The 24,676-nt window shown below is 71.5% G+C and carries 16 protein-coding genes; 8 read left to right on the forward strand and 8 right to left on the reverse strand.

Translation table 11 applies throughout. The annotated features are described in order from the left end of the window. Positions 1-372: 372 nt before the first annotated feature. Together glnA and ACSMXX_RS24330 are read left to right on the forward strand one after the other, a co-directional pair. Positions 373-1,734: a type I glutamate--ammonia ligase gene (gene glnA, locus ACSMXX_RS24325; RefSeq protein WP_473180822.1), complete on the forward strand. Its 1,362-nt coding sequence runs from the start codon at positions 373-375 to the stop codon at positions 1,732-1,734. Positions 1,735-1,982: 248 nt separating this feature from the next. After that, positions 1,983-4,988, forward strand: a complete 3,006-nt coding sequence (locus ACSMXX_RS24330) for a bifunctional [glutamine synthetase] adenylyltransferase/[glutamine synthetase]-adenylyl-L-tyrosine phosphorylase (RefSeq protein ID WP_473180823.1) — start codon at positions 1,983-1,985, stop codon at positions 4,986-4,988. A 118-nt stretch (positions 4,989-5,106) separates the two neighbouring features. Here ACSMXX_RS24330 and ACSMXX_RS24335 read toward each other — a convergent pair whose 3' ends face one another. Both ACSMXX_RS24335 and ACSMXX_RS24340 read right to left on the reverse strand, forming a co-directional pair. Next, the gene (locus ACSMXX_RS24335) at positions 5,107-5,970 is read right to left on the reverse strand and encodes a phosphatase PAP2 family protein (RefSeq protein ID WP_473180824.1); all 864 of its coding nucleotides are present in this window, start codon (positions 5,968-5,970) and stop codon (positions 5,107-5,109) included. A gap of 36 nt (positions 5,971-6,006) precedes the next feature. Further along, positions 6,007-7,095 (reverse strand): LacI family DNA-binding transcriptional regulator, encoded by a 1,089-nt coding sequence (locus tag ACSMXX_RS24340; RefSeq protein ID WP_473180825.1) that lies wholly within the window; start codon positions 7,093-7,095, stop codon positions 6,007-6,009. Positions 7,096-7,347: 252 nt separating this feature from the next. Between ACSMXX_RS24340 and ACSMXX_RS24345 the strand changes: the two genes are divergently transcribed. The 5 genes from ACSMXX_RS24345 to ACSMXX_RS24365 are packed head-to-tail and all read left to right on the forward strand — an operon-like array spanning position 7,348 to position 13,430. Next, on the forward strand, positions 7,348-8,625 hold the full coding sequence (locus tag ACSMXX_RS24345; protein WP_473184941.1) for an extracellular solute-binding protein: 1,278 nt from the start codon (positions 7,348-7,350) through the stop codon (positions 8,623-8,625). A gap of 32 nt (positions 8,626-8,657) precedes the next feature. Then, on the forward strand, positions 8,658-9,716 hold the full coding sequence (locus ACSMXX_RS24350) for a carbohydrate ABC transporter permease (protein ID WP_473180826.1): 1,059 nt from the start codon (positions 8,658-8,660) through the stop codon (positions 9,714-9,716). 17 nt (positions 9,717-9,733) lie between these two features. Further along, positions 9,734-10,606 (forward strand): sugar ABC transporter permease, encoded by an 873-nt coding sequence (locus ACSMXX_RS24355; protein WP_473184942.1) that lies wholly within the window; start codon positions 9,734-9,736, stop codon positions 10,604-10,606. Positions 10,607-10,653: 47 nt separating this feature from the next. Then, positions 10,654-12,363 (forward strand): glycoside hydrolase family 13 protein, encoded by a 1,710-nt coding sequence (locus ACSMXX_RS24360; protein ID WP_473180827.1) that lies wholly within the window; start codon positions 10,654-10,656, stop codon positions 12,361-12,363. Then, the gene (locus ACSMXX_RS24365; RefSeq protein WP_473180828.1) at positions 12,360-13,430 is read left to right on the forward strand and encodes a LacI family DNA-binding transcriptional regulator; all 1,071 of its coding nucleotides are present in this window, start codon (positions 12,360-12,362) and stop codon (positions 13,428-13,430) included. The genes ACSMXX_RS24360 and ACSMXX_RS24365 overlap by 4 nt, the downstream gene beginning before the upstream one ends. Positions 13,431-13,653: 223 nt before the next feature. Here ACSMXX_RS24365 and ACSMXX_RS24370 read toward each other — a convergent pair whose 3' ends face one another. Beyond that, complete coding sequence (locus ACSMXX_RS24370) at positions 13,654-15,669, reverse strand: hypothetical protein (RefSeq protein WP_473180829.1); 2,016 nt, start codon at positions 15,667-15,669, stop codon at positions 13,654-13,656. A gap of 415 nt (positions 15,670-16,084) precedes the next feature. Between ACSMXX_RS24370 and ACSMXX_RS24375 the strand changes: the two genes are divergently transcribed. Continuing rightward, positions 16,085-16,468 carry a nuclear transport factor 2 family protein gene (locus ACSMXX_RS24375; protein WP_473180830.1) on the forward strand — a complete coding sequence of 128 codons (384 nt, stop codon included), beginning with the start codon at positions 16,085-16,087 and terminating at the stop codon, positions 16,466-16,468. Positions 16,469-16,507: 39 nt separating this feature from the next. On the opposite strand, the gene ACSMXX_RS24380 is transcribed toward ACSMXX_RS24375, so the two are convergent. The 5 genes from ACSMXX_RS24380 to ACSMXX_RS24400 form a co-directional block, all read right to left on the reverse strand. Beyond that, a complete protein-coding gene (locus ACSMXX_RS24380; RefSeq protein ID WP_473180831.1) occupies positions 16,508-19,621 on the reverse strand; it encodes an alpha-N-acetylglucosaminidase in 3,114 nt (1,037 codons plus the stop codon). A 108-nt stretch (positions 19,622-19,729) separates the two neighbouring features. Then, on the reverse strand, positions 19,730-20,386 hold the full coding sequence (locus ACSMXX_RS24385) for a LuxR C-terminal-related transcriptional regulator (protein WP_473180832.1): 657 nt from the start codon (positions 20,384-20,386) through the stop codon (positions 19,730-19,732). A gap of 163 nt (positions 20,387-20,549) precedes the next feature. Further along, positions 20,550-21,437, reverse strand: coding sequence for a Gfo/Idh/MocA family protein (locus ACSMXX_RS24390; protein WP_473180833.1), 888 nt, complete (start codon positions 21,435-21,437; stop codon positions 20,550-20,552). Then, positions 21,434-21,805 carry a 5-carboxymethyl-2-hydroxymuconate Delta-isomerase gene (locus ACSMXX_RS24395; protein ID WP_473180834.1) on the reverse strand — a complete coding sequence of 124 codons (372 nt, stop codon included), beginning with the start codon at positions 21,803-21,805 and terminating at the stop codon, positions 21,434-21,436. Before ACSMXX_RS24395 ends, ACSMXX_RS24390 begins: the two co-directional genes overlap by 4 nt. A gap of 275 nt (positions 21,806-22,080) precedes the next feature. Next, positions 22,081-24,585 carry an MMPL family transporter gene (locus ACSMXX_RS24400; RefSeq protein WP_473180835.1) on the reverse strand — a complete coding sequence of 835 codons (2,505 nt, stop codon included), beginning with the start codon at positions 24,583-24,585 and terminating at the stop codon, positions 22,081-22,083. Positions 24,586-24,676: the final 91 nt, after the last annotated feature.

The raw sequence follows: 24,676 nt of genomic DNA on the forward strand, positions 1-24,676 counted from the left end.
CATTCTTTCCCGGGCCTCTCCCGGCGCCGTGCTGCTGCAGCGCAGGACCGCTGGACACCACTGGACCCCGCTGGACCACCGGACTGCGGTACCTCCGGGCCGCCGGCCCGCCCCGGGGCCGCCCGCCGGACCCCGCGCGGTCCGGCTTTCCCGGCTCGCGTCGCCGTCCCCCTCCCGTGGTCTACTGGGAGCGGCGTGAGGTCACGGGGCACGCGCAACGCCCCGGAAACCTTGAGGTGGGATGCTCGCCCGGCCTGCCCCGGAACCCCGGGCGGCTGGCCCGTGGCGGCGGGGTCCGCGCTCCTGCGGTGCCGCTCCGTCCCCGGGTCACCGGGTGCGAGGAGCCACCCCGACCAGCGAGGATGGGTGACTATGGATAAGCAGCAGGAATTCGTGCTCCGCACGCTGGAGGAGCGCGACATCCGGTTCGTACGGCTGTGGTTCACCGACGTTCTCGGCTTCCTCAAATCCGTCGCCGTCGCGCCCGCGGAGCTTGAGCAGGCGTTCGACGAGGGCATGGGCTTCGACGGGTCCGCGATCGAGGGCTTCGCGCGCGTCTACGAGTCCGACATGATCGCCAAGCCGGACCCGAGCACGTTCCAGATACTGCCCTGGCGGGCCGAGGCCCCGGGCACGGCCCGGATGTTCTGCGACATCCTCATGCCGGACGGCTCGCCCTCGTACGCCGACCCGCGCTACGTGCTCAAGCGCAGCCTCGCGAAGGCCTCCGACCTCGGGTTCACCTTCTACACCCACCCCGAGATCGAGTTCTTCCTGCTCAAGGACCGCCCCGTGGACGGCACGCGGCCGGTGCCCGCGGACTCCTCCGGCTACTTCGACCACACACCGCAGCACGTCGGCATGGACTTCCGCCGCCAGGCGATCACGATGCTGGAGTCGATGGGCATCTCGGTGGAGTTCTCCCACCACGAGGGCGCCCCCGGCCAGCAGGAGATCGACCTGCGCTACGCCGACGCGCTCTCCACGGCCGACAACATCATGACGTTCCGGCTGGTGATGAAGCAGGTCGCGCTGGAACAGGGCGTGCAGGCCACTTTCATGCCCAAGCCCTTCTCCGAGCATCCCGGCTCGGGGATGCACACCCACCTGTCGCTGTTCGAGGGCGACCGGAACGCCTTCTACGAGTCCGGCTCCGAATACCAGCTCTCCAAGGTCGGCCGCTCGTTCATCGCCGGGCTGCTCACCCACGCGGGCGACATCTGCGCCGTCACCAACCAGTGGGTGAACTCCTACAAGCGCATCTGGGGCGGCGCCAACCGCACCGCCGGCGAGGGCGGCGAGTCCCCGTCGTACATCTGCTGGGGGCACAACAACCGCAGTGCGCTGATCCGCGTGCCGATGTACAAGCCGGGGAAGATGGGCTCGACCCGGATCGAGGTGCGTTCCCTCGACTCCGGTGCCAACCCCTATCTCGCCTACGCCACCCTTCTGGCCGCAGGCCTCAAGGGCATCGAGGAGGGCTACGAGCTCCCGCCCGGCGCCGACGACGACGTCTGGGCCCTCTCCGACGCCGAGCGCCGCGCGATGGGCATCGAGCCGCTGCCGCAGAACCTGGGCGAGGCGATCACGCTGATGGAGCGCAGCGAGCTCGTCGCGGAGACCCTGGGCGAGCACGTGTACGACTTCTTCCTCCGCAACAAGAAGCAGGAGTGGGAGGAGTACCGCAGCGAGGTCACTGCCTTCGAACTGCGCAAGAGTCTGCCCGTGCTGTGAGGCCCCGGCCGCATCGGGCGGCACCGGCCGTCCGGCCGCATCCGCGCCACCGGCGTCGGCCGTATCCGCGGCACGGGCGTCGGCCGCATCCGCGGCACGGGCGTCGGCCGCATTCGCGGCACGGGCGTCGGCCGCATTCGCGGCACGGGCGTCGGCCGCATTCGCGGCACGGGCGTCGGCCGCATTCGCGGCATTGGACCGGGCAAGCAGAGACAGACTCGGGAGAGTAGACGACGGAGGACGGTCAGGTGCAGGGCGGGCGCCGGGACAGCCGGTACGGACAACTGATCAGGCGCGGCTTCACCGAACCCGCCGCCGCCGAGGGGCTGCTGGCCACCCCCGGCCTGGGGGAGGTGCGCACCGACACCGGGCTGCTCGACGCGTTCGCAGCCACCGCCGACCCCGACCTCGCGCTGCGCGGGCTCGTACGGCTCGTCGAGGCGCAGGAGGACCCGCAGCGGCTGGTGGACACGCTGCTGACCAGCAAGCCGCTGCGCGACAGGCTGCTCGGTGTGCTTGGGGTCTCCGAGGCGCTCGGCGACCATCTGGCCGGCCATCCCGACGACTGGCAGGCGCTCGTGACGTACGAGGCCGCCGATCTGCACCCCGGCGTCGAGGAGTTCGAGGCCGCCGTCGGTGCGGCGAGCGGGCCCGACGAACTGCGGCACTGCTACCGGCGCACCCTGCTCTCCGTCGCGGCACGGGACGTGTGCGGCACGAGCGATCTGGCCCGTACCGCCGCGGAGTTGGCGGACCTGGCCACCGCGACACTGCGCGCCGCGCTCGCCATCGCGCGGGCGGAGGCGCCGGAGGACGCAGCGGCGTGCAGGCTCGCGGTCATCGGCATGGGCAAGTGCGGTGGCCGCGAGCTGAACTACGTCTCGGACGTGGACGTCATCTTCGTCGCCGAGCCCGTGGAAGGCACTGACGAATCGGCGGCGTTGCAGGCCGCGGGCCGTCTCGCGGCCCGTCTGATGCGCATCTGCTCGGACACCACGGCGGAGGGCACGATCTGGCCCGTCGACGCCAACCTGCGCCCCGAGGGCCGCAACGGCCCGCTCGTGCGGACGCTCTACTCCCACCTCGCCTACCTCAACCGCTGGGCGAAGACATGGGAGTTCCAGGCGCTGCTGAAGGCCCGTCCGGTCGCCGGCGACTCGGCGCTCGGCGAGGCGTACGTCGAGGCGGTGGCCCCGATGGTCTGGCAGGCGGCGGAGCGGGAGAACTTCGTTCCGGACGTGCAGCAGATGCGCCGCCGCGTAGTCGCGGCCATCCCCGCCGCCCAGGTCGAACGGGAGCTGAAGCTCGGCCCGGGCGGGCTCCGGGACGTCGAATTCGCCGTGCAGCTCCTGCAGTTGGTGCACGGCCGCTCCGATGCGACGCTGCGCAGCCCCACCACGCTGGCCGCGCTGGACGCGCTCGCCGTCGGCGGCTATGTCGGACGCCGGGACGCCGCGGAGCTGGAGGCCGCCTATCGGTTCCTGCGCACCATGGAGCACCGCATCCAGCTGCACAAGATGCGGCGTACGCATCTGATGCCGGAGGCCGAGGAGGACCAGCGCAGGCTGGGCCGCTCGCTCCGCTACCGCAGCGAGCCCGTCGCGGAGCTGCACAAGGCGTGGCGGCGGCACGCGGCGGCCGTACGGCGGTTGCACGAGAAGCTCTTCTACCGGCCGCTGCTGGACGCCGTAGCACAGCTGGAGGTCGGCGAGGCCAGGCTGTCGCCGCGCGCCGCACGGCAGCGTCTGGAGGCGCTCGGCTACGCCGACCCGGCCGGGGCGCTGCGTCACCTGGAGGCGCTGGCCAGCGGAGTGAGCCGCAAGTCCGCCATCCAGCGCACCCTGCTGCCGGTGCTGCTGGGCTGGTTCGCCGACTCCGCCGACCCCGACGCGGGGCTGCTGGGCTTCCGCAAGGTCTCCGACGCGCTGGGCAACACCCCCTGGTACCTGCGGCTGCTGCGCGACGAGGGCGCCGCCGCGGAGAACCTCGCCCGGGTCCTCTCCGCCGGGCGCTTCGCCCCCGACCTGCTGCTGCGCGCCCCCGAAGCGGTCGCGCTGCTCGGCGACGAGCACGGGCTGCTGCCGCGTTCGGGCGAGGCCCTGACGCAGGAGGTGCTGGCCGCCGTCGGCCGCGCGGAGGATGCCGAGTCGGCCGTCGCCGCCGCTCGCGGAGTGCGGCGGCGCGAGCTGTTCCGCACCGCCGCGGGCGATCTCATCGGCGCGTACGGTACGGAGGAACTGCCCACGGAGGAGCCGTCGCAGGCCGTGGACCGCATCGGTTCGGCGCTCACCGACATCAACTCCGCCACCGTCGCGGGCGCGCTGCGCGCCGCCGTACGCAGCCAGTGGGGCGACGAACTGCCCACGCGCTTCGCGGTGATCGGCATGGGCCGCTTCGGCGGGCAGGAACTGAACTACGGCTCCGACGCGGACGTCCTCTTCGTGCACGAGGCGCGCGAGGGCGTGAGCGAAGAGGAGGCGAACAAGGCCGCGTTCGCCGTCGCCACCGAACTGCGCCGGCTGCTGCAGCTGCCCACCACCGACCCGCCTCTGGTCATCGACGCGGATCTGCGCCCCGAGGGCAAGTCCGGTCCGCTCGTGCGCTCCATCGACTCCTACGCGACGTACTACCGCCGCTGGGCCTCGGCGTGGGAGAGCCAGGCGCTGCTGCGCGCCGCCCCCGTCGCGGGCGACGCGGAGCTCGGCCGCCGCTTCACCGGACTCGTCGACCCGCTGCGGTATCCCGCCGACGGGCTGAGCGACGAGTCGCTGCGCGAGATCCGGCGGCTGAAGGCCCGAATGGAGGCCGAGCGCATGCCCCGCGGTGCGGACTCCACCACCCACGCCAAGATGGGACGTGGCGGGCTCGCCGACGTGGAGTGGACGGTGCAGCTCGTCCAGCTGCGCCACGCCGCGTCAGTACCGGAGCTGCGCACGACCCGTACGCGCAGCGCGCTGGCCGCCGCCCGCGAGGCCGGGCTGATCGCCGAGGAGGACGCGGCCGTCCTGGACGAGGCGTGGCTGCTGGCGACGCGCGTGCGCAACGCGGTGATGCTGGTGCGCGGCCGGGCGGGGGACACATTTCCGTCCGAGGCACGGGAGTTGGGCGCCGTCGGACGCTATCTGGGATACGAGGCGGCCGGGCCTGGACCGCGGGCCGCGGAAGCCGGCGGCAGCGGCGAGATGCTGGACGACTACCGCCGCGTCACGCGGCGGGCCCGTGCCGTCGCCGAGCGGCTCTTCTACGAGGGCTGAACGGCTGCCCTCAACGGGCCGACCGGACGTGCTGGTTCGGCCGTCTCCACACCGCCGGACCCTCGCCGTCGTGGCCGGCCGCCGTTGCGGCGAAGGCGTGTTCGGCTGGTCCACTGGCTCAGGTCGCGGCCGCGAGTCTCGGCAGCCGGTAGGCGACTCGCCCGTACCAGCCGTAGGAGAGCGCGAAGCCGAAGCCAAGGCAGATGACGCCTCCCACGGCGTCCAGCCAGAAGTGGTTGGCCGTGCACACGATCACTATCAGGGTGACCAGCGGATAGAGCGCGCCCAGACAGCGTGCCCACAGCGGCTTCGCGAGGGCGGCGATCGTGATGCCGCACCACACGGACCAGCCGATGTGCATCGAGGGCATGGCCGCGTACTGATTCGACATGTCGGCGAGATTGCCGGACGCCATCGAGCCCCAAGTCTGGTGCACCTGCACGGTGTCGATGAACGCGTCGCCGCGCATCAGACGGGGCGGCGCCAGCGGGAAGATGTAATACCCCAGAAGGGCGATGCCGGTGGTGGCGAAGACGGCGAGCCGCGTCGCAGCGTAGCGGCCGGGGTGCGCCGCGTAGAGCCAGACCAGCACACCGATGGTGACGACGAAGTGCAGCGTCGCGTAGTAGTAGTTCATCGTGAGGATGAGCCAGGTGACGCCCTCGGCCGCGTGGTTGATGGAATCCTCGACGGCGATGCCGAGAAGCCGCTCCGTCTCCCATACCCAGTCGGCGTTGTTGAGGGCCTGGATGCGCTGCTCGGGCACGGCGTTGCGGATGGCGGAGTAGACCGCGTAGAAGACGGCGACGAGGACGATCTCGAACCAGATGGTGGGCCGCCGCGCAGCACGTGACCGCTGCGCCGCGCCGGCTCTGTCACTCTCCTCGGCGGCTTCGGATCCGCCCGCCGCGGGATACTCGTTCTCCGGCCTTTCAGTGGCCGTTCTGTCTGCCCGTCCGGTCCTCGTGGTGGATGCCCCCATGAGGGGACAGTCTGCCAGAAGGGGACACCTCTGCGATCATCCTGCGGTCGGGTATCCGGCCCCTTCCGTCCTCCCTGCGACCGAGGGGACAGAGGCAGTTGAACCGCGTACGACCAGCTCCGGAAGGAAGACGAACTCGCTGTGCGGAGCGGGCGTGCCGCCGATCTCCTCCAGCAGTGCACGCACCGCCGCCTGCCCCATGGCGGTCACCGGCTGACGGATCGTCGTGAGCGGGGGATCGGTGAAGGCGATGAGCGGGGAGTCGTCGAAGCCGATCACCGAGACGTCCGCGGGGACTTCCATGCCCCGTTGCCGGGCGGCCCGGATCGCGCCGAGCGCCATCATGTCGCTGGCGCACACCACGGCCGTGCAGTCGCGGTCCAACAGCGCGCTCGCGGCGGCCTGTCCGCCCTCCAGCGTGAAGAGGGAGTGCTGGATCAACTGCCTCGCCCGGTGCTCCGCCTGTGCGGGGGCCCCGGCCTGCCCGCCCGCCGCCTCCGGCTGCTCCCGCATCGAGTGCAGAAAGCCCTCGATCTTCCGTTGTACGGGCACGAAGCGCTCGGGGCCGAGGGCCAGTCCGATGCGCCGGTGGCCGAGTTCGGCGAGATGTGTGACGGCCAGTCTCATCGCGGCCCGGTCGTCGGGCGAGATGAACGGGGCGCGGACCTTGTCCGAGTAGCCGTTTACGAGCACGAAGGGCACGCCCTGGCCGCGGAGCCGTTCGTAGCGCTGCATGTCGGCGGTGGTGTCGGCGTGCAGCCCTGAGACGAAGACGATGCCGGCGACGCCGCGGTCGACGAGCATCTCGGTCAGCTCGTCCTCCGTCGAACCGCCGGGGCTCTGCGTCGCCAGCACGGGCGTGTAGCCCTGCCGGGTCAGGCCCTGTGCGATCACCTGCGCGAAGGCAGGGAAGATCGGGTTCTCCAGCTCGGGGATGATCAGTCCGACGAGGCCCGCGCTGCGGTGCCGCAACTTGACGGGGCGTTCGTACCCGAGCACGTCGAGGGCGGCGAGGACGGATTCACGGGTGGCCGCGGCGACGCCGTGCTTGCCGTTGAGGACGCGGCTGACCGTCGCTTCGCTGACCCCCGCCTGTGCTGCGATGTCAGCTAGCCGTGCGGTCACAGGGCTGGACTGTACCCGCCGTTGCAATCACTGCACACAGTGCCCGGGGGCTGTGGTCCGAAATGCTCTTGCTGAAAGTTGCCGCAAGCTCTTGCGTAATCTCGTTCACCGCCGTTACGTTCCTCGGCATCCGGCGCCGTCCAGACGCCGGGGCCTCCCGAGGCGGGAGGCCGAGGCTGTCCCCGAAGGCCGGAGGCCGAGGTGGGGGTCCCCCGGGCCGGAGGCCCAGGGGCACAGGTGGGAGGGATGGACATGCGGCGTGTCACAGCAGTCACCGCGGCGGCAGCGGTGCTCGCACTGACGGCGACGGCGTGCGGCGGGGAGGGCGGGAGCAGCGACAGCGCCGGCAAGGGCGAGATCGCGGGCACCGTCACCTATTGGGACACCTCGAACGACGCCGAGAAGGGCACGTACAAGAAGATCGCCGAGGACTTCGAGAAGAAGCATCCGAAGGTCGATGTGAAGTACGTGCACGTCAACTTCGGTGACGCGAACCAGAAGTTCAAGAACGCCGCCGGCGGCAACTCCGGCGCCCCGGACGTGATGCGCACCGAGGTCGCGTGGGTCGCCGACTTCGCCAACCTCGGCTATCTCGCCCCGCTCGACGGCACGCCCGCACTCGACGACGCCGGCGACTACCTCAAGACGGCGGCGGGCAGCACGCGCTTCAAGGGCAGGACCTACGCCGTGCCGCAGGTCACCGACACCCTCGGCCTCTTCTACAACAAGAAGATGCTCAAGGAGGCCGGCGTCGGAGTGCCGGAGTCCTTCGACGAGCTGAAGAAGTCCGCGAAGAAGATCAAGAGCAAGACCGGCAAGACGGGTCTCTATCTGCGGGGAGACGATCCGTACTGGTTCCTGCCCTACCTCTACGGGGAGGGCGGCGACCTGGTGGACCCCACGGCGAAGAAGATCACCGTCGACGACGGGCCCGGCGCCAAGGCGTTCGCGCGGATGAAGGACCTCGTCGACTCCAAGGCCGCCGTCACAGACAGCAGCGACGGCCAGGAGAACGGCCTGAAGGCCTTCCAGGACGGCGACGTCGCCATGATCGTCGACGGGCCGTGGGACATCGCCGGAGCCCAGCAGGGCAAGGAGTTCAAGGACGACAAGGACAACCTCGGCGTCGCACCCGTACCGGCGGGAAGCAAGGCCGCCGGGTCGCCGCAGGGCGGCTGGAACCTCTCCGTGTACGCGGGCACCAAGAACCTGTGTACGGCGCAGGAGTTCGCCAAATACATGAGCTCAGCCGAGGTGCAGCAGCGCACCACCGAGGAGCTGAGCCTGCTGCCCACACGCGAGTCCGTCTACGACAAGCCCTCGGTGCGCGAGAACAAGATGGTCGAGTTCTTCAAGCCCGCCGTCGACAACGCCGTCCAGCGGCCGTGGATCGCGGAGGGCAACTCCCTCTTCGAGCCGGTACGGGGCCAGATGGACGCCGTGCTCAGCGGCGGACGCGGCCCGAAGGAGGCCGCGGACAAGGTCGGTGACGGCTTCCGCAAGCTGCTCAAGGACGAGGACTACAAGTAAGCCCGAGGGGCGGAGGGGACGGCCGAGGGGCGATGGCTGTGGAGACCACCACCGGCAGCCGGCCGGCTCCCGTGGCCGCGGGCGGCGAGAGCGGTGCCGCCCGCGGCCACGGGCGCGGGAACCGGAACAGCAACGGGAAAAGGACCGGCAGGAGGAGCGGGGGGAGCGGACGGCTGAGCCGGGCCGTCTCGCGGTATTGGTACGCCTGGGCCATGGTCGCCCCGGTCGTCGTCGTCATCGGCGTCATCATCGGCTATCCGCTGCTGCGAGGCGTGTACCTGTCGCTCACCGACGCCGACGAGGCCAACGTCGAACGCGTCATCGGCGTCAACCACCTGCCCGCGACGTACAAGTTCACGGGCCTCGACAACTACGTCTCGATCCTCGGGGACAGCGTCTTCTGGGACCGGCTCGGGTGGACCGTGGTGTGGACCGCCGGGTGCGTCGGCGTCACCTTCGTGCTCGGCCTGACGCTCGCCGTGATGCTCAACAGGCAGGTGCGCGGCCGGTCCTTCTACCGGATCGGGATGATCGTGCCGTGGGGCATCCCGGCCTTCGTCTCGGTCTTCGCGTGGAAGATGCTCTTCAACGAGAAGAACGGCCTGCTCAACCAGGTGCTCGACGGCGGCGGCATCGACGCGGTGCCGTGGCTCGGCGATCCCCTCTGGGCCAAGGTCGCCGTCATCGCCGTCAACGTGTGGCTCGGCGTCCCCTTCATGATCGTCGCGATGCTGGGGGCGCTGCAGGGCATTCCGGGCGAGCTGTACGAGGCGGCCGAGATGGACGGTGCCGGGCCGTGGCAGCGGTTCCGCAACATCACGCTTCCGGGCCTGCGCACGGTCAGCAGCACGGTGGTACTGCTCAGCACCATCTGGACCTTCAACATGTTCCCGGTGATCTACCTGCTCACCAGGGGAGGCCCGGAGGACTCCACGGAGATCCTCGTGACGTACGCCTTCCGGCTGTCCTTCATCAACAGCCCGCGGGACTTCGCCACTTCGGCCGCCTGGGGCGTGCTGATCCTGGTGCTGCTCTCGCTGTTCACGGTCGTCTACAGGCGGGCGCTGCGCCGCCAGGGAGAGGTGTGGTGACGATGGCCGCCACGGAGATGACCCCGGCGAAGACGGCCCCGGTGAGGACCGCAGCCCCGAGACGGCGGGGGACGCGGGGCCCGGTCGCCGCGTTCGGCCTGCACACCGGGCTGCTTGCGGCGACGGCCGTCGCGCTCTTCCCGCCGCTGTGGCTGCTGGTGACGTCCTTCAAGCCGAAGAGCGAGTCGTTCTCCACCGCCCTGGTGCGCGACTTCACGGTGGACAACTACACGCACGTGGTCGCCGACACCCACTTCCTGACGTGGCTGGGGAACTCGCTGATCGTCGTCGTCGGTACGACTCTCGTCGGCGTCTTCATCGCCGCGACGACCGGTTACGCCATCAGCCGGTTCCGCTTCCCCGGCATGCGGCCGCTGATGTGGGTCCTGCTGATCACGCAGATGTTCCCGATGGCCGTGCTCATCGTGCCGCTGTACAACACCATGGCGAGCCTGGGCCTGCTCAACCAGCCCGTCGGCCTGATCATCACCTATCTGACGGTGGCGGTGCCGTTCTGCGCGTGGATGATGAAGGGCTTCTTCGACACCGTCCCCGTCGACATCGACGAGTCGGGGCGCGTCGACGGGCTCACCCCCTTCGGCACCTTCTGGCGGCTGATACTGCCGCTGGCCCGTCCGGGTCTGGCCGTCACCGGCTTCTACACCTTCGTGACCGCGTGGGCCGAAGTCGCCTACGCCACCGCCTTCATGACGGGCGAGGAGAATCTGACCCTCGCGGGCGGACTGCAGACGTTCGTCAACCGGTACGGCTCCGACTGGGGTTCGATGACCGCTGCGGCCGTCATCATCGCGGTGCCCGCCGCGGTCGTGTTCGGCTTCGCACAGCGCCATCTCGTCGCCGGGCTCACCGCGGGTGCGACGAAAGCCTGACCGTCCCCGCGCCCCGCCCCCGCACACCTCTATCTCTCAGGGATGACATGACCCAGCATCTCGCACACGCCGGCACACCGGCTCCCGCCGACGCCGCAGGACACCGGCGGAACACCGGGTGGTGGCGCGACGCCGTCATCTACCAGGTCTATCCGCGCTCCTTCGCCGACGCCGACGGCGACGGCATGGGCGACCTCGCGGGCGTACGGTCCCGGTTGCCGTATCTCGCCCGCCTCGGCGTGGACGCCGTGTGGCTCAGCCCTTTCTATGCCTCGCCGCAGGCCGACGGCGGTTACGACGTGACCGACTACCGGGCCGTCGATCCGCGCTTCGGCGAACTGGCCGACGCCGCCGCCCTGATCGAGGACGCGCACGGCCTGGGCCTGCGCGTCATCGTCGACATCGTGCCCAACCACTCCTCCGACCGGCACGAGTGGTTCCGGCGCGCGCTGGAGGAGGGCCCGGGTTCGCCCGCCCGTGCGCGCTACCACTTCCGTCCCGGCAAGGGCGAGCACGGCCAACTGCCGCCCAACGACTGGGAGTCCGTCTTCGGCGGCCCCGCCTGGACGCGGGTGAAGGAACAGGACGGCACCCCCGGCGAGTGGTATCTGCACCTCTTCGCACCGGAGCAGCCGGACTTCGACTGGGAACACCCGGCCGTCCACGACGAGTTCCGCACAGTGCTGCGCTTCTGGCTGGACCTGGGCGTCGACGGCTTCCGCATCGACGTCGCCCACGGCCTTGTCAAGGCCGAGGGTCTCCCCGACACCGGACAGACGGGCCAGCTGCGGCTGCTGGGCAACGCGCGCCTGCCCTTCTTCGACCAGGACGGCGTCCACGAGATCTACCGCGACTGGCGGCGCGTCCTGGAGGAGTACCCGGGCGAGCGCATCGGCGTCGCCGAGGCGTGGGCGCCGAGCTCCGAGCGCACCGCCCTCTACGTACGCGAGGACGAGCTGCACCAGGCGTTCAACTTCCACTATCTGCAGACCGGTTGGGACGCGGAGGCGCTGCGCGCCGTCGTCAGCGAGTCGCTGGAGGCCATGCGGCCCGTCGCCGCGCCCGCCACATGGGTGCTCTCCAACCACGATGTCGTACGCCACCGCACCCGCCTCGGCGGCGGGCTGCCCCGCGCACGCGCCGCCGCGCTGCTGATGCTCGCGCTGCCCGGCTCCGCGTACGTCTACCAGGGCGAGGAGCTGGGACTGCCCGAGGTCACCGAACTGCCCGACGAGGCCCGCCAGGACCCGTCCTTCTTCCGCGACAACGGACAGGAGGGACTGCGCGACGGCTGCCGTGTGCCGCTGCCCTGGGACCGGCGCGGCAGCTCCTTCGGCTTCGGCGACGGCGGGAGCTGGCTGCCGCAGCCGGCGGACTGGGGCGAGCTGTCCGTCGCGGCACAGACCGGCCGTCCGGACTCCACCCTGGAGCTGTACCGCACCGCGCTGCGGCTGCGCCGTGAACACCCCGGGCTCGGCGCGGGGGAGTCGGTCGAGTGGCTGCCCGCACCGGACGGGGTCATCGCCTTTCGCCGCGGCGGCTTCGTATGCGCCGCCAACACCGGTGCGAAGCCGGCTGAGCTTGCCGGACTCCCCGTCGCCCCGGGGGAGTTGATGCTTGCGAGCGGTCCGTACGAGGGCACCGGGCCGCTGCCGGCCGACACCACCGCCTGGTGGAGCACCGCGGACGGCACCGGACCGGCGAGCGACGGCACCGGAGCCGGGACGGCGGCCACGGGCACCGGAGCCGGCGCATGACGGCTCCGGCCTCGGCGCTTCCCGCCACCCGCCTGGCGGACATCGCGGGGCAGGCGAGGGTCAGCGAAGCCACCGTCAGCCGGGTGCTCAACGGCAAGGCGGGCGTGGCCGATTCGACCCGTCAGCGGGTGCTCGCCGCGCTCGACATGCTCGGGTACGAGCGGCCCGTACGCCTGCGTCCGCGCAGCGCCGGACTCGTCGGCCTCGTCATCCCCGAGCTGACCAACCCGATATTCCCGGCCTTCGCCCAGGTCATCGAGCAGTCCCTGAGCGGCTACGGCTACACGCCCGTACTCGGCACCCAGATGCCCGGCGGGGCCACCGAGGACGAACTGGTCGAGCAGCTCGTCGCGCGTGCCGTCACCGGCATCATCTTCCTTTCCGGGCTGCACGCGGACCTGACGGCCGACCCCGACCGCTATGCGCGCCTGGCAGGCCGCGGAGTCCCGTACGTCCTCCTCAACGGCTACAACGAGCGCATCGCCGCGCCCTTCGTCTCCCCGGACGACCGGGCCGCCGCCCGCATCGCGGTACGGCACCTGCGCGAGCTGGGGCACGAGCTGATCGGGCTCGCCGTCGGCCCGGACCGGTTCGTACCGGTGCGCCGAAAGGCGCAGGGCTTCGAGGAGGAACTGCAGGACGCCGGACCGGGCCGGGCACCGGGGCTCGTACGGCACACCATGTTCACGGTGGAGGGCGGCCACGCGGCGGCGGGCGACCTGCTGGACGAGGGCTGCACCGGCATCGTCTGCGGCAGCGACCTGATGGCACTCGGCGCCGTGCGCGCCGCACGCCAGCGCGGACTCGACGTGCCCCGCGACGTGTCGGTCGTCGGATACGACGACTCCGAGCTGAACGCCTTCACCGACCCGCCGCTGACGACCGTACGCCAGCCGGTGCGCGCGATGGCGAACGCCGCGGTGCACACGCTGGTGGAGGAGATCCGCGGAAACCCCGTGCCGCACACGGAGTTCGTCTTCCAGCCGGAGCTCGTCGTACGCGGATCAACGGGCCAGGCACCCGCTCACGCGGGCGCAGCGGGCAGGTCCCGGGCACGGAGCGGGTGACCGTCCGGCGGCGCCCGTGCCCGTGCGCTGCCCTGACCCCGCTCCGTGCCCGGTCCCATCTCCGGTCCGGCCGGCCGGTGGTCCGCCGAGGGCGGACCGCACGCGCCCGGCCGGTCGGGCCGGTCCTTCTCAACGCCCTTGCTGCTCCCGGGACTTCACCGGGACTCCGGGGGCAAACCGCCCCGGGCTCCCGGGCTCAACGGCTCCGGCCCCGGGATCCCGCTCAGCGCGCCGCGCCCAGCTTCTCGCCGTTCGACAGCCGTGCGGAGAGCTTCACCTTCGTGCCCTTCTTCGCGGCCACCATCAGCTTGCGCCCCTGCGCGGTGCCGCTCGGCCCGCCCGATCCGCCGGACACCCGGATGCTCGTCACCTCGCGGCTGCCCGCCGCCAGCACATACCAGTTGCCGGCTTCGGACTTCCACAGCGTCCCGCTCACCACATGCGGCCGGCGCGGCCCGCACGCGGTGGTGTTCACCGCACGCGCGTTGAACACCGCCTGCTCGCCCGGCTCCATACCGGACCGCCGGAAGCCGGTGAAGATCCGTGCGCCCTCGCCCCGCCACGTCTCACCCCGCGTGCACGTCCAGGACGCCGAGAGCGTGCCGCCCGGCAGCGACTGCGTCGCGAAATTCCAGGAGTTGACCGTGCGCATGCCACTCCCGACCAGCATGCGGAACCCGCAGGCCGTGCGGGCGAGCCTCGACCGTGCCGAGTCACCCGTGGCGTCGTGAACCTTCTTGCCGGGGTTTCCGCCGGTGATCCGCACCGCCGTCAACTCGCCCAGATCCGTGTAGAGATGACGTGTGGACTGCCCAGACGTGGTCAGCAACAGCCCCGGCCAGCGGTGGCATTCGCGCGCGTCGTCCGAAGGCGCCGTCAGCGAGGTGAGCACCCCGTCGTCCTCGCGGCTGAGCCGCCGGCCGTCGTCCTCGGGCCGCAGCAGATCGACCTCCGCGGCCTTGGAGACCCAAGGCGCCGTGAGATAGCGGACGTTGGAGTCGCTGCGCGAGATCACCAGGGCACCCGACTCGGCCGTGTCCGCCCCGTCCGTACGGGCGATGTCCAGCACCGCGCCGCCGCCGTCCGCGCCTTCGGGCTCGGCGTACCGCGCCACCCGCAGTCCGTCGTGCAGCAGGACGATGCGGGCGCCGTCCACCCGTCCCGCGTACAGCAGTTGGGGCGGGCCCGAAGGCGGCCCGGCGGGGGTGCCGGGCGTGACGGACACCGCCACCTTTCCGCCGGGACGTGCCCACACGGCCAGGGCCCGGCGCAGCAGACCGCGGTCGCGGGTCAGGTCGCCGCGGGCGGGCCACGCGGAGAAGTCCGCGCGGGAGGCCTGCTTCCAGGCGTCGGCCGGTACGCGGGTCAACGCGCCCGGATCCAGGGCCTTTTCAGCCGCCGGGTTACGGGCGTAGGGCGGCGCCGCCGCACCGTCGGGGCCCCACGAGTCGCCGGGCAGCCCCAGCAGGGCGCCGCAGACGACGACCGCCGCCACCGCCGCGAGGGCCGCGCGCCGGTGCTGGCGGCGCCGCAGCAGATCGGTCGGCCGCGCCTGGAGGGAGCAGGGGTCGAACTCCGAAGGGCCGAGCACCGGCCGGTCGTTGCTGCCCGCAGGCAGACGGATGGCGCCGGCCTCCGCGAGCGCGGCGGCGGGATCCTCCACACCGGCGGAAGCGAGCATGCGGCACACCTCTTCGTCCGGCATGCCCTCCCAGCCGCGCAGGGCGCAGGCGGCGCGCGCGGCGCCCGAGACCTCCGACAGCGACTTCTCCAGGGCGAGTTCGTACGCGCCGCCGGAACGCGGGAACAGCCGGAGGCCCAGGACGAGCGGGAAGAGACCGGGCCGCACGGGCAATGGCCGCATCCGCAACGGGCCCAGGCGGCGCGGCCGTTCACCGGAGAGCGCCGCCCGCAGCACACGAGCCGTGAGGTAGGCGTAGGCGCCGCTGCGGGGCGCGTCAGCGGCACCCTCGTGCTGGGCGGCGGCGTCACCGTCACGGTCACCGTGACTGTCGCCGCTGCTGCCGGGACCCGCGGCGACGGCGTCGGAGCCGCCGTGCCGCTGCGCCGGCAGCGGCCGCACCTCCTCGGAGCCGCGGCCGCGCGGCAGCGCGCGCTGCACCAGCGAATGCGCCGTCAGCACACGTCGGTGCCGGGCGAGCGCGGGCGGCAGGACGAGATAGGCCAGCCGCACCAGGCGCGGGTAGTGCTCGACGAGCGCCGCCTGGGCCTGCTCCACGTCGACGGATCCGGACGGTGCCGTTGAATGCTGCGAAGTCGCTTCCGAAAGGGCCACGTTCACGAGAACGAACGACCGGTGGCTTGGTCACCTGGCCCATCCGGTGCGCCGACGCCACGACCGCGTACCGTCCGCCCCTAGGGGGTGTCCTGTCCGTACGTACCCGCGGCATGTGGGCCACGACAGGGAAGTCGCTACAGGAACGGAGCGGCCGTGAACGGACAGGACCCGAGCCAGGAGCCGAGCCGGGACCCCGGACAGGAGCCGAGCCGGGAGACACCCTTGCACGCTCTCTACCGCCGCTGGCTCGACGACCTCTGGAACGGCAGCCCCGGCGCCGCCACCGGTATCGTCAGCCCCGACTTCACAGGCCACTGGCCGGGACGTGAGGTGCGGGGACCCGAGGGTCTAGGGCGTGTCCGCAAAGTCCCGCCTGGACCGCGGGGTCTGGCACGCACGCTTGCTGCGTTGTCGGTCGTCGGCGCAGCCCGCTGCGCTCTCCTCCCTCCGCCTTGCCATCGCACGCACCAGACCCCGCGGCCCCCGCCCTAACGGGCGGACGACGCTACTTTGCGGACACGCCCTAGCCGCGGCGGTCGCCGAACTGCGGGAGATGTTCGGCGAGATCTCCTTCACGCTGGAGGTCGGGCCCTTCGTCGAGGGCGACCTGGTCGCGGCCCGCTGGACCGGCCGCGGCGTCACGCCGGAGGGCACGGTGACCTTCACCGGCAACGACATCCTGCGGGCCCGCGAAGGCCGCTTCGCCGAGTACTGGGTGGGCACGGTGACGCAGCCCTGAGCTCTGAGCCCGCTCGCTCGCGGGGCGGACCCGGAAGGCTCAGCGCACGTCCCAGTCGCGGAACTCCACCGTTCCCCGGGCTCCCGTGCCGCCGTTGGTCGCCGACATGAACATCCCGACGTCCTGCCGCGAGAGCACACCCGAAACCGTGACGGTGCCCACCGAGCGCCAGTTCGCGCCGTCGTCCCTGGACAGCTCGCCGTGGAAGGAGCGCCCGTCGCGGCTGAGCCGCAGCGTGACGGGGGCGCCGACGCCGCTGACACGTTCGTACGTGTCGAGCTCGCCGTCGCCGTTGGAGTCGTACGCGAGCACCACGCCGTTGTCCGGTGTGACCGCAAGGTTGACGAAGCCCTGCGAGGCCGCGCCGGGCAGTTCGTTGCGGGCGATGATTCCCGCACGTGCCCACGGTCCCGTCACCTCCTGCGAGGTGACGTGCACGGTCGCCGAGACCCCGTCCCGCATGGCCTTCTCGCGATAGACGGCGCCGAAGTGCGAGGTGCCCTTCCACATGTCGTCGCCGGCGCCGTTGACGGCGAAACGGCGGCCGAGCTGGCCGAAGACCGCGTCGTTGGTGCTGACCGTGGACAGGTCGTCGTCCAGCGGTCCGGCCACGTAGAGCTTGCCGGGCTGGGGCATCCGCACCCGGTGCTCGCCCTCGGGGCCGTACTCGACCGCCAGTTCGTAGTCGAGCGGCTTCAGCGGGTCCTTCAGTTCGTCCTTCGGCGCCCGCACCAGCCAGGAGACGGCGGCGCGGCTGCCCTGTCCGACGCGGAGCACCGAGGTCGAGCCCTGCGGCTCGGCGTCCTTGAGGCCGGTGAGGGAGAAGTCGACGGTGCCCGTGGGGCGCAGCCCGCTCTCGTTGCGGAAGACGGCCTTGAACTTGCCGGACGAGCCGGGAGCGAGCGTGGCCGGATCGGACTCGGCGGAGAGGCTCCCCTGGAACGGCGCCTTGGCCAGCGCGGCGTGCACGCGCCGCGCCGTGCGGTGGACGTCCCCGGAGGGACGCTGCGCGTACGTCTTGTGCTCGCGCGTCCAGGCCTCCTCCTTCTCGTACCAGTCGAAGCTCTTCGGCGTCCTGCCGTCGGCGAGGGCGTCCTCCAGTTCCTCCAGGTACGCGCGCCACTGCGGCTCGTGGAAGTCGCCGATGAGGCCCTGCCAGTCGCGGTTCGCGTAGTTGGCGAGCCGGCCCTTGTCGGCGGCGGGCCGGTCCGCCCACGCGGTGATCAGGGTGCGCGCGGTGAGTTCGAGCTTGTCCTGCTCGGCCGCCTCGTCCCCGGCCAGCTTCCGCGCTTCGGCCAGCCACGGGCCGAGCAGGAACGCGCGGTGGGTGCCGGCGACCTCGTCGCTCAGTTTCATCAGCGACAGCCACAGGTTGCTGACCTTGCGGAAGGCGTCCGCGTCCTCCTGCTCGTACGCGGCCTTCAGCCTGCCGATCAGCAGCCACGAGCGGTTGGAGAGGGCCTGGCGTGCGACATCGGCGAGGTCGTAGCGGTAGGCGTCGCTGCCGCGCAGCGATTCGCGTACGTCCAGCAGCGCGGTCAGCGCGGCGTCGAAGTCCGCGAGGTCGAAGGCGGGAGTGTGCGTGGCGTAGTGGGCCCCCGCGCGGGCGTCGAGGCTGGGGCGGGCGGCGAAGATGCTGTCGTGCGGGCGGCCGTCGGGGCTGATGATCTCGTACGCCGTGCCCCGCAGCGCCGCCAGCGCGCTGCGTGCCTTCTCGTCGTCCCCTCCGTAGCGCAGCCGCGCGTAGTTGGCGAACCACTGCTTCCGCTCGACGGCCTCCTCCCGCCATGCCAGCTCGCTGAAGAGCTCGAAGGCGAGCGGGTCGCGGTGAGTGGACTCCGGCATGTAGGCGGTGCCGACGAGCTTGCTGCCCGATTTGTCCCGCCACTGCGCGAACCGTTCGGCCCACATCTGGGTCTTGGCGCCCATCGTGGTGCGCCCGCCGAAGTTGGGGATGGTGCCGAAGGCGTAGGGCACGCCGCCCCAGTCGGTCTCGCGGTTCTTGATCTTCTCCAGGTCGGAGAGGCCGTCGACGACGAGCGCGCGGTTCTTGTGCTGGAGCGAGTCGAGCAGTTCGCGTCGCGGGTTCTTCTGCCAGCCGAGGATCATCCACGTGGCACCCGGCAGCGCGGTCTGCAGCGCCTTCTCCACCGCCCGTGCGGCGTCCGGGACGGGCACGCTGCCCGCCTTGCCGCCCTCGTGCAGCAAGTCCATCTTCACGTGGCGGATCTCGCCGAAGACGTCCTTCTGGTGCTTGTAGTACGCGGCCGCGACCTTGCGGAAGACGGACGTGCGCGGGTCGAGCCACGCGGGCCTGGTCAGTCCGTTCCAGTCGCCCTGCGGGACGGTCGTACCGCCCGGGTTCCGGTCCGAGAAGTCGTCGGGCACGGTGCCGAAATAGCCGGGCAGCACGGCGTGCATGCCCAGTTCGCGCAGTCGCGTCACGATGCGCCGGCCCAGGTCCTCGCGCTTCTCCAGCAGCGCGGTGGAGATGGGGCCGCCGTACTCGGAGAGGTTCTGCAGCAGCCACCACGGCTGGTGCGAGGGCGCGGGGATCCACTGGCGGGCCTCGACGTCGGAGTAGCCGAAGTCCTTCAGCAGACGGTGATAGACGACCTCGGAGCCGGTCGTCACCAGCACCTCGTTGCAGCCGTGCAGCGCCATCACGTCGATGAACCGCTCCCAGTGGTCCCAGTCCGCGTACGGGGCGGTGTAGCCGTCGTGCGTGTCGTTGAGCATGAAGCGGTGCGGCACCGTGGCGCTGCGCTCGTACGAACTGCCCGGTGCCGGAAGCTGCTCGGGCAGATCGGTCTGGCTGCCCGCCCAGGAGATGTGGGCGGCGCACGTGTACTTCAGATACCAGTGCAGACCGGTGAGCGCCACGGCCGGAGAGCTGCCGGCGACCTGGATGCTGCCCGCGCTGCCGGAGACCTTGAAGCGCTCGTCGCCGTCCGTGAGCGCCGTGAAGGAGATCTGGTCGTGGTGGTCGGGGAGGAGACGCCGCACGGCGGCCGAGGCGTGTTTCATGTCGGCGGCCGCCGCGTTGTGGAATCCGGGCACGGCCGCCGCCGGACCGGCGCTGGGTCCCAGCGCCACACCCGCACCGAGTGCTCCGGCCGTACCCAGAAGTGTGCGTCTGTTGATGTCCTCCACGGCGTGCTCCACTTCTCCGGAAAATCACGGTCACCGCTGACACATGTGGTGCGCACGCTAATGGAGTGTTGTGTGCTTATACGAGAGGGCGCGGCAAGATGATGCTGGTCAGCCCCGGTCGGACCCGTCCAGATAAGCCAGCACCGCAAGCACGCGACGGTTGTCGTCGTCGGACGGCGGAAGCCCCAACTTCCCGAAGATATTTGACGTGTGCTTGGCCACGGCCCGCTCGGTGACGACGAGCTGAGTGGCGATCGCGGCATTGGAACGGCCCTGCGCCATGAGTTCCATCACTTCCCGCTCGCGCCCTGTGAGCTTCGCCATGGGCGCCTCCTGCGAACGCCGCGAGAGCAGCTGCTGGATCACCTGCGGGTCCATCGCCGTACCGCCCGCGGCGACGCGGCGCACCGCGTCGATGAACTGGTCCGCGTCGAAGACCCGGTCCTTGAGCAGATAGCCGACCCCGCCCGTGCCGTCCGCGAGGAGCTCCCGCGCGTACAGCTGCTCGACGTGCTGCGAGAGGACCAGCACCGGCAGCCCGGGGCGTTCGGCGCGGGCCTCCAGAGCGCACTGCAGCCCCTCGTCGCTGAAGGACGGCGGAAGCCGCACGTCGACGACGGCCACATCGGGCTCAAGGTCCTTGAGCGCCCTGCTCAGCTCCGGTCCGTTGTCGACGGCGGCCGCGATCTCGAAACCGAACGCCTCCAGCATCCGCACCAGGCCGTCGCGGAGCAGGAACAGGTCTTCGGCGATGACGACGCGCACGGGGTCTCCACGGTGGCCGGAAAGCTGGGATGCTGCGAATCTACCGGCCCGTGGGGGGCAGTTGCGGGCATACGTCCGGTATACGTCCGGCATGCGTACCGATCTGTGACCGCATCCCTCGGTCTCGCCCGCTGTCCCGCGGCCCCCACCGATTCCGCGCCGGCTACTGCGGCAGGGCCGCCTCCGCGTGCGTGAGGATCTCCGTCACCCGCTGCGCGAAACGGACATCACAGGCATGTGTCTCGCCTGTACGCACCGACTCGGCCAGCGCGTCCACCGCACGCGCGAAGGCGTCGACGGGCGACTCGTCCCGCGCGGGCAGCGTCGCCGCACCTGCGGCGCCCCGGACCTCGGCGGTGACACCGGCCGCCGCGGGCGGCACGGAATGGCTGAGCGTGCATGTGCTGGAAGCGCCCCGCGCATGCCGCAGGATCACGTGGACGGTGTCGCCGACGCCGCGCCCCGCCCGTACCGAGTCCAGGTCGTCGACATCGCCGAGCACCGCCAGCAGCACGGACAACGCGTGCGGTCCGACGTCCCACAGGGCGCCCTTCTCCCGGCGCCAGGGCGATGCCGTGTACGGCGAGTCGGCGCCGCCGAAGACGGGGGAGAGCCAGTCGGCGCGGCCCGTCAGCCACCCCTCGGTCGCGGCCTGCTCCTCGATCCACGCGGCCGTCGGTTCGCTGAAGCGCAGCGTGAAGAAGACAACGGACGAGACGCCCGCGGCCTGCACCGCGGCGGTGACCTGTCGCGCCGCCCGGGGTGTGGTCGCCACGGGCTTGTCCAGCAGCAGATGACAGCCCGCCTCCGCCGCGCGCACGGCGAGCGGCGCCTGGATGTCGGGCGGCAGGGCCACGGCGACCGCGTCGCAGTCGGTCAGCAGCGCGTCGACGTCGTCGTAGGCGCGGGTTCCCAGTTCGCCGGCGAGCGCCCGGGCGGCATCGGAACGGCGGCCCCACACGCCTGTCAGCTCGGCGTCCTTGTGCGCGGCGAGGGCCGGGCCGTGTGTGTTCGTGGCCCAGGGGCCGGTGCCGAGCAGTCCGAATCTCATGCGTGTTCCTCTTCGGTGTGACTGGCGAAGCTGCCGCGGGAAAGGTCGCAGACGTCGACGGAGGTGTGCAGCGTGACGCCCGGCGTCGGCTTCACGTGATCGCGGGCGAGCCCGAGGACGGCGCGGGAGAGTTCGGCCTTCGCCTCGGGCGTACGGCCCGAAAGCAGCGCGACCTCGACGTGGAGCAGCGCGACCTCGTCCGTGCCGTCCGCGATCACGCACTCGTCGATCTGCCGGAACCGGGTCTTGCAGCCGGTCACGGAGCCCACGACGGTACGGGCGAGCAGGGGGTGCAGGGCGAGCCCGAAGCCGCGTCGGTCGAAGGTGTCGGCGAGGGCATCTGAGTAGTCGACGGTGATGTGCGGCATGGGTGCAGCGTACGGGCTGGAGCTGCGCCTCACGAGGGAAGCTCGCCGGATCGGGCCATGTGTCCGGACGTGTGCAGGAAGACCTCTGCGACCGCTCTGAGCTGCGGAAACGCACCCCCGGTCGATGCGGCCGCGGGTGCCGCGGTGACCGGGGGTGCGTGCTCGGGGCCGGGTGACCGGGACGCATGACCTGGGACGCGTGACCGGGACGCGTGACCGGGACGCGTGGCCGGGTCGCGTGGCCGGGACGCTTCCGGACTTCCGGCCGCCGCGTGTCAGCGGGAGCGTGCGGCCGGATCGGGGCCCGCCGGTGGGTCCGCACTCGTGGCCGTGTCCTCGAGATGCCGCGCGTGCGCGGCGTCCTGGCCGTGTGCCGCGTGCGCCCCGTGGGTGTCGGCGTGCGGGACATCGGCGTACGGCCCGGCGGCGGTGTCCGCGGGGTCGCCGTGTGACAGGTCCGGCAGCCGGCGGAGCATGCGCGGCATGTACCAGTTGCGCTCGCCGAGCAGCATCATCACGGCGGGCAGCAGCACCATCCGTACGAGCGTCGCGTCCAGTAGCACGGCCGCCGCGAGCCCGATTCCCATCTGCTGCATGTCCTGCATCGACAGCGTGCCGAACACTGCGAACACCGTCACCATGATCACCGCCGCGCCGGTCACCGCACCGGCCGTGGCGCGTACGCCCTCACGGATCGCCTCCCGGGTCTGCGCCCCCCGCTCGTGCGCCTCCCGGATACGCGAGACGACGAAGACGTGGTAGTCCATCGACAGGCCGAAGAGCACCACCAGAACGAACAGCGGCATCCACGACTCGATCGCCCCGACCGCCTCCGTGCCCAGCAGTTCCGCGCCCCAGCCGTGCTGGAAGACGGCCGTCATCACTCCGTAAGCCGCCCCTACGGAGAGCAGGTTGAGCACCACCGAGGCGAGCGCGACGGGCAGCGAGCGGAAGCTCACCAGCATCAACAGGAACGTGACGGCCGTGATGAAGACGAGGACCGGCACGATGCCGCGTTGCAACTGGTCGTTGAAGTCCATCGAACCGGCCAGCTCGCCGCTCACGTACGCCTGACCGTCCTCGGCCAGCGGCGTCAGGGTCTGCGGCACCAGAGTGCCGCGCAGCCGTTCGACGGCGGCCTTGGAGGTGTCGTCCGTGCCGTCGCCCGCGAGGGGCACGGTGATCTCGGCGACGTCCGCGGAGCGGTGGACCACCGCCTCGACCCCCTTGCCGAAGTGCCCGTCGGAGCGGGCACGGGCGGTGAAGTCCGCGAGCCCGGCGCGTACTTGGGGCGCATCGATGTCGTCGGCCCTGAACACCACGCGGGCGGGCGCGGGGCCCCCGGGGAAGGTGTCGCTGATCGCTTCGGAGGCGGTGCGCAGCGGCGAGCCGGAGGGCATCTGCTTGTCGAGGGTGAGCTGTTCCGTCTTCATGCCGAGCATCGGCGCGGACAGCACGAGCATCACCACCGCCGCGAGCACGGCGAACACCTTCGGCGCGGCCAGTACGGGACGCAGCACACCGGCCGAGATCCGTCCGCTCTCGCGGTGTCCGCCGTCCCGGTGTGCGCTCCCTGTGTGTCCGCTTCGGGTGTGCCCGCTGCGTGTGCCCCGCCCCCTGCGCGTGCCCTGCCGTCCGCGGCGCTTTCCGCCGGTGAACGGGAGCCTGCCCCGCTCGACCCGGTCGCCCAGCCAGGACAGCAGCGCGGGCAGGATCGTCACCGAGCCCAGCATCGCGATGAGCACGACCAGAATCGTGGCCACCGCGAAGCCCTTGAACATCAGCAGCCCGGACAGGAACAGCCCGGCCATGGCCACCATCACGGTCAGCCCCGAGACCAGCACGGCACGTCCGCTGGTGGCGGCGGCGATCCGCAGCGCGGTCTCCGCGTCCCGGCCGGCCGCACGCTCGTCCCGTTCCCTGCGCAGATAGAACAGGCAGTAGTCGATGCCGACGGCGAGACCCATCAGCAGCATCACGGAGCTGGTGGTGTCGAAGATGTGCAGCTGGTGGCTGACCACGGCCAGCAGTCCGTTCGCCGCGACGAACGCGGTGACGGCCAGTGCCACCGGCAGCAGCGCTGCGACCAGCGCCCCGAAGGCGACCAGCAGGATGCCCAGCGCCAGCGGTACGGCCGTCCACTCGGCCTTGGCGAAGTCGTCGCCGAGCATGTCGCCGAGCCACTTGTCGGCGCTGGCCTGCCCGTACTGGTGGACGGTGACGCCCTCGTCCACGTGTGCCGCGCGTACCTTCTCCACGGCGTCCATCACCGGCTGGACCCTGTCGCCCGCGGTCTCCGCCTCGCCCTTCATGCGGAACTCCAGCAGGCCCGATCTGCCGTCCTCCGACGGGACCGCGCGGCGCACCTGCTCGGCCTCGCCGGTGGCCTCCACGGCCGTGGTGACCTCGCCGGCGACCTGCTGCCAGCCCTGCCGGCCCAGCCTGCCCTCACCGGTGACCATGACCATCTCGTCCGCGGGCGCCTCGATTCCGGCGTCCTCCAGGATGCGTTCGGCCCGGGCGGAGTCGCCCGACATGCCCTCGGATTCGTTCATCTCGGCCACGCCCGTGATGCCGCCCGCGGCCGCCGCGAGTACGACGAAGAGCAGCCAGCCGAAGACCGCCGTCCTGCGGTGGCGTGTGCTCCAGCCGCCGAGCCGTGCGGCCAGGCCGGGACGGCGTCGTCGTGGCCGGTGGTGCGGCCCTTTGTCTCTGTCCGGCCTGTCTCTGTCCGGCAGCCGGTCTCTTTGAGGCGCTGCCTGGCCCGGCGTATCGAGCATCGGGTGAACTCCCCCTCGTTCCAGGGCTCTCCCGGCGGGGAGCCGGGGGAACGTCGTCGATCGGTCGCACCGACGCTAGAAAGCGGCGCCC

Source organism: Streptomyces sp. DSM 116795 (assembly GCF_055792905.1).

Coding starts and splice junctions, on each gene's coding strand:
- glnA (WP_473180822.1), top strand. CDS start 373: ATGGATAAGCAGCAGGAATTCGTGCTCCGCACGCTGGAGGAGCGCGAC.
- ACSMXX_RS24335 (WP_473180824.1), bottom strand. CDS start 5,970: ATGGGGGCATCCACCACGAGGACCGGACGGGCAGACAGAACGGCCACT.
- ACSMXX_RS24345 (WP_473184941.1), top strand. CDS start 7,348: ATGCGGCGTGTCACAGCAGTCACCGCGGCGGCAGCGGTGCTCGCACTG.
- ACSMXX_RS24350 (WP_473180826.1), top strand. CDS start 8,658: ATGGCTGTGGAGACCACCACCGGCAGCCGGCCGGCTCCCGTGGCCGCG.
- ACSMXX_RS24355 (WP_473184942.1), top strand. CDS start 9,734: ATGACCCCGGCGAAGACGGCCCCGGTGAGGACCGCAGCCCCGAGACGG.
- ACSMXX_RS24360 (WP_473180827.1), top strand. CDS start 10,654: ATGACCCAGCATCTCGCACACGCCGGCACACCGGCTCCCGCCGACGCC.
- ACSMXX_RS24365 (WP_473180828.1), top strand. CDS start 12,360: ATGACGGCTCCGGCCTCGGCGCTTCCCGCCACCCGCCTGGCGGACATC.
- ACSMXX_RS24390 (WP_473180833.1), bottom strand. CDS start 21,437: ATGAGATTCGGACTGCTCGGCACCGGCCCCTGGGCCACGAACACACAC.
- ACSMXX_RS24395 (WP_473180834.1), bottom strand. CDS start 21,805: ATGCCGCACATCACCGTCGACTACTCAGATGCCCTCGCCGACACCTTC.
- ACSMXX_RS24400 (WP_473180835.1), bottom strand. CDS start 24,585: ATGCTCGATACGCCGGGCCAGGCAGCGCCTCAAAGAGACCGGCTGCCG.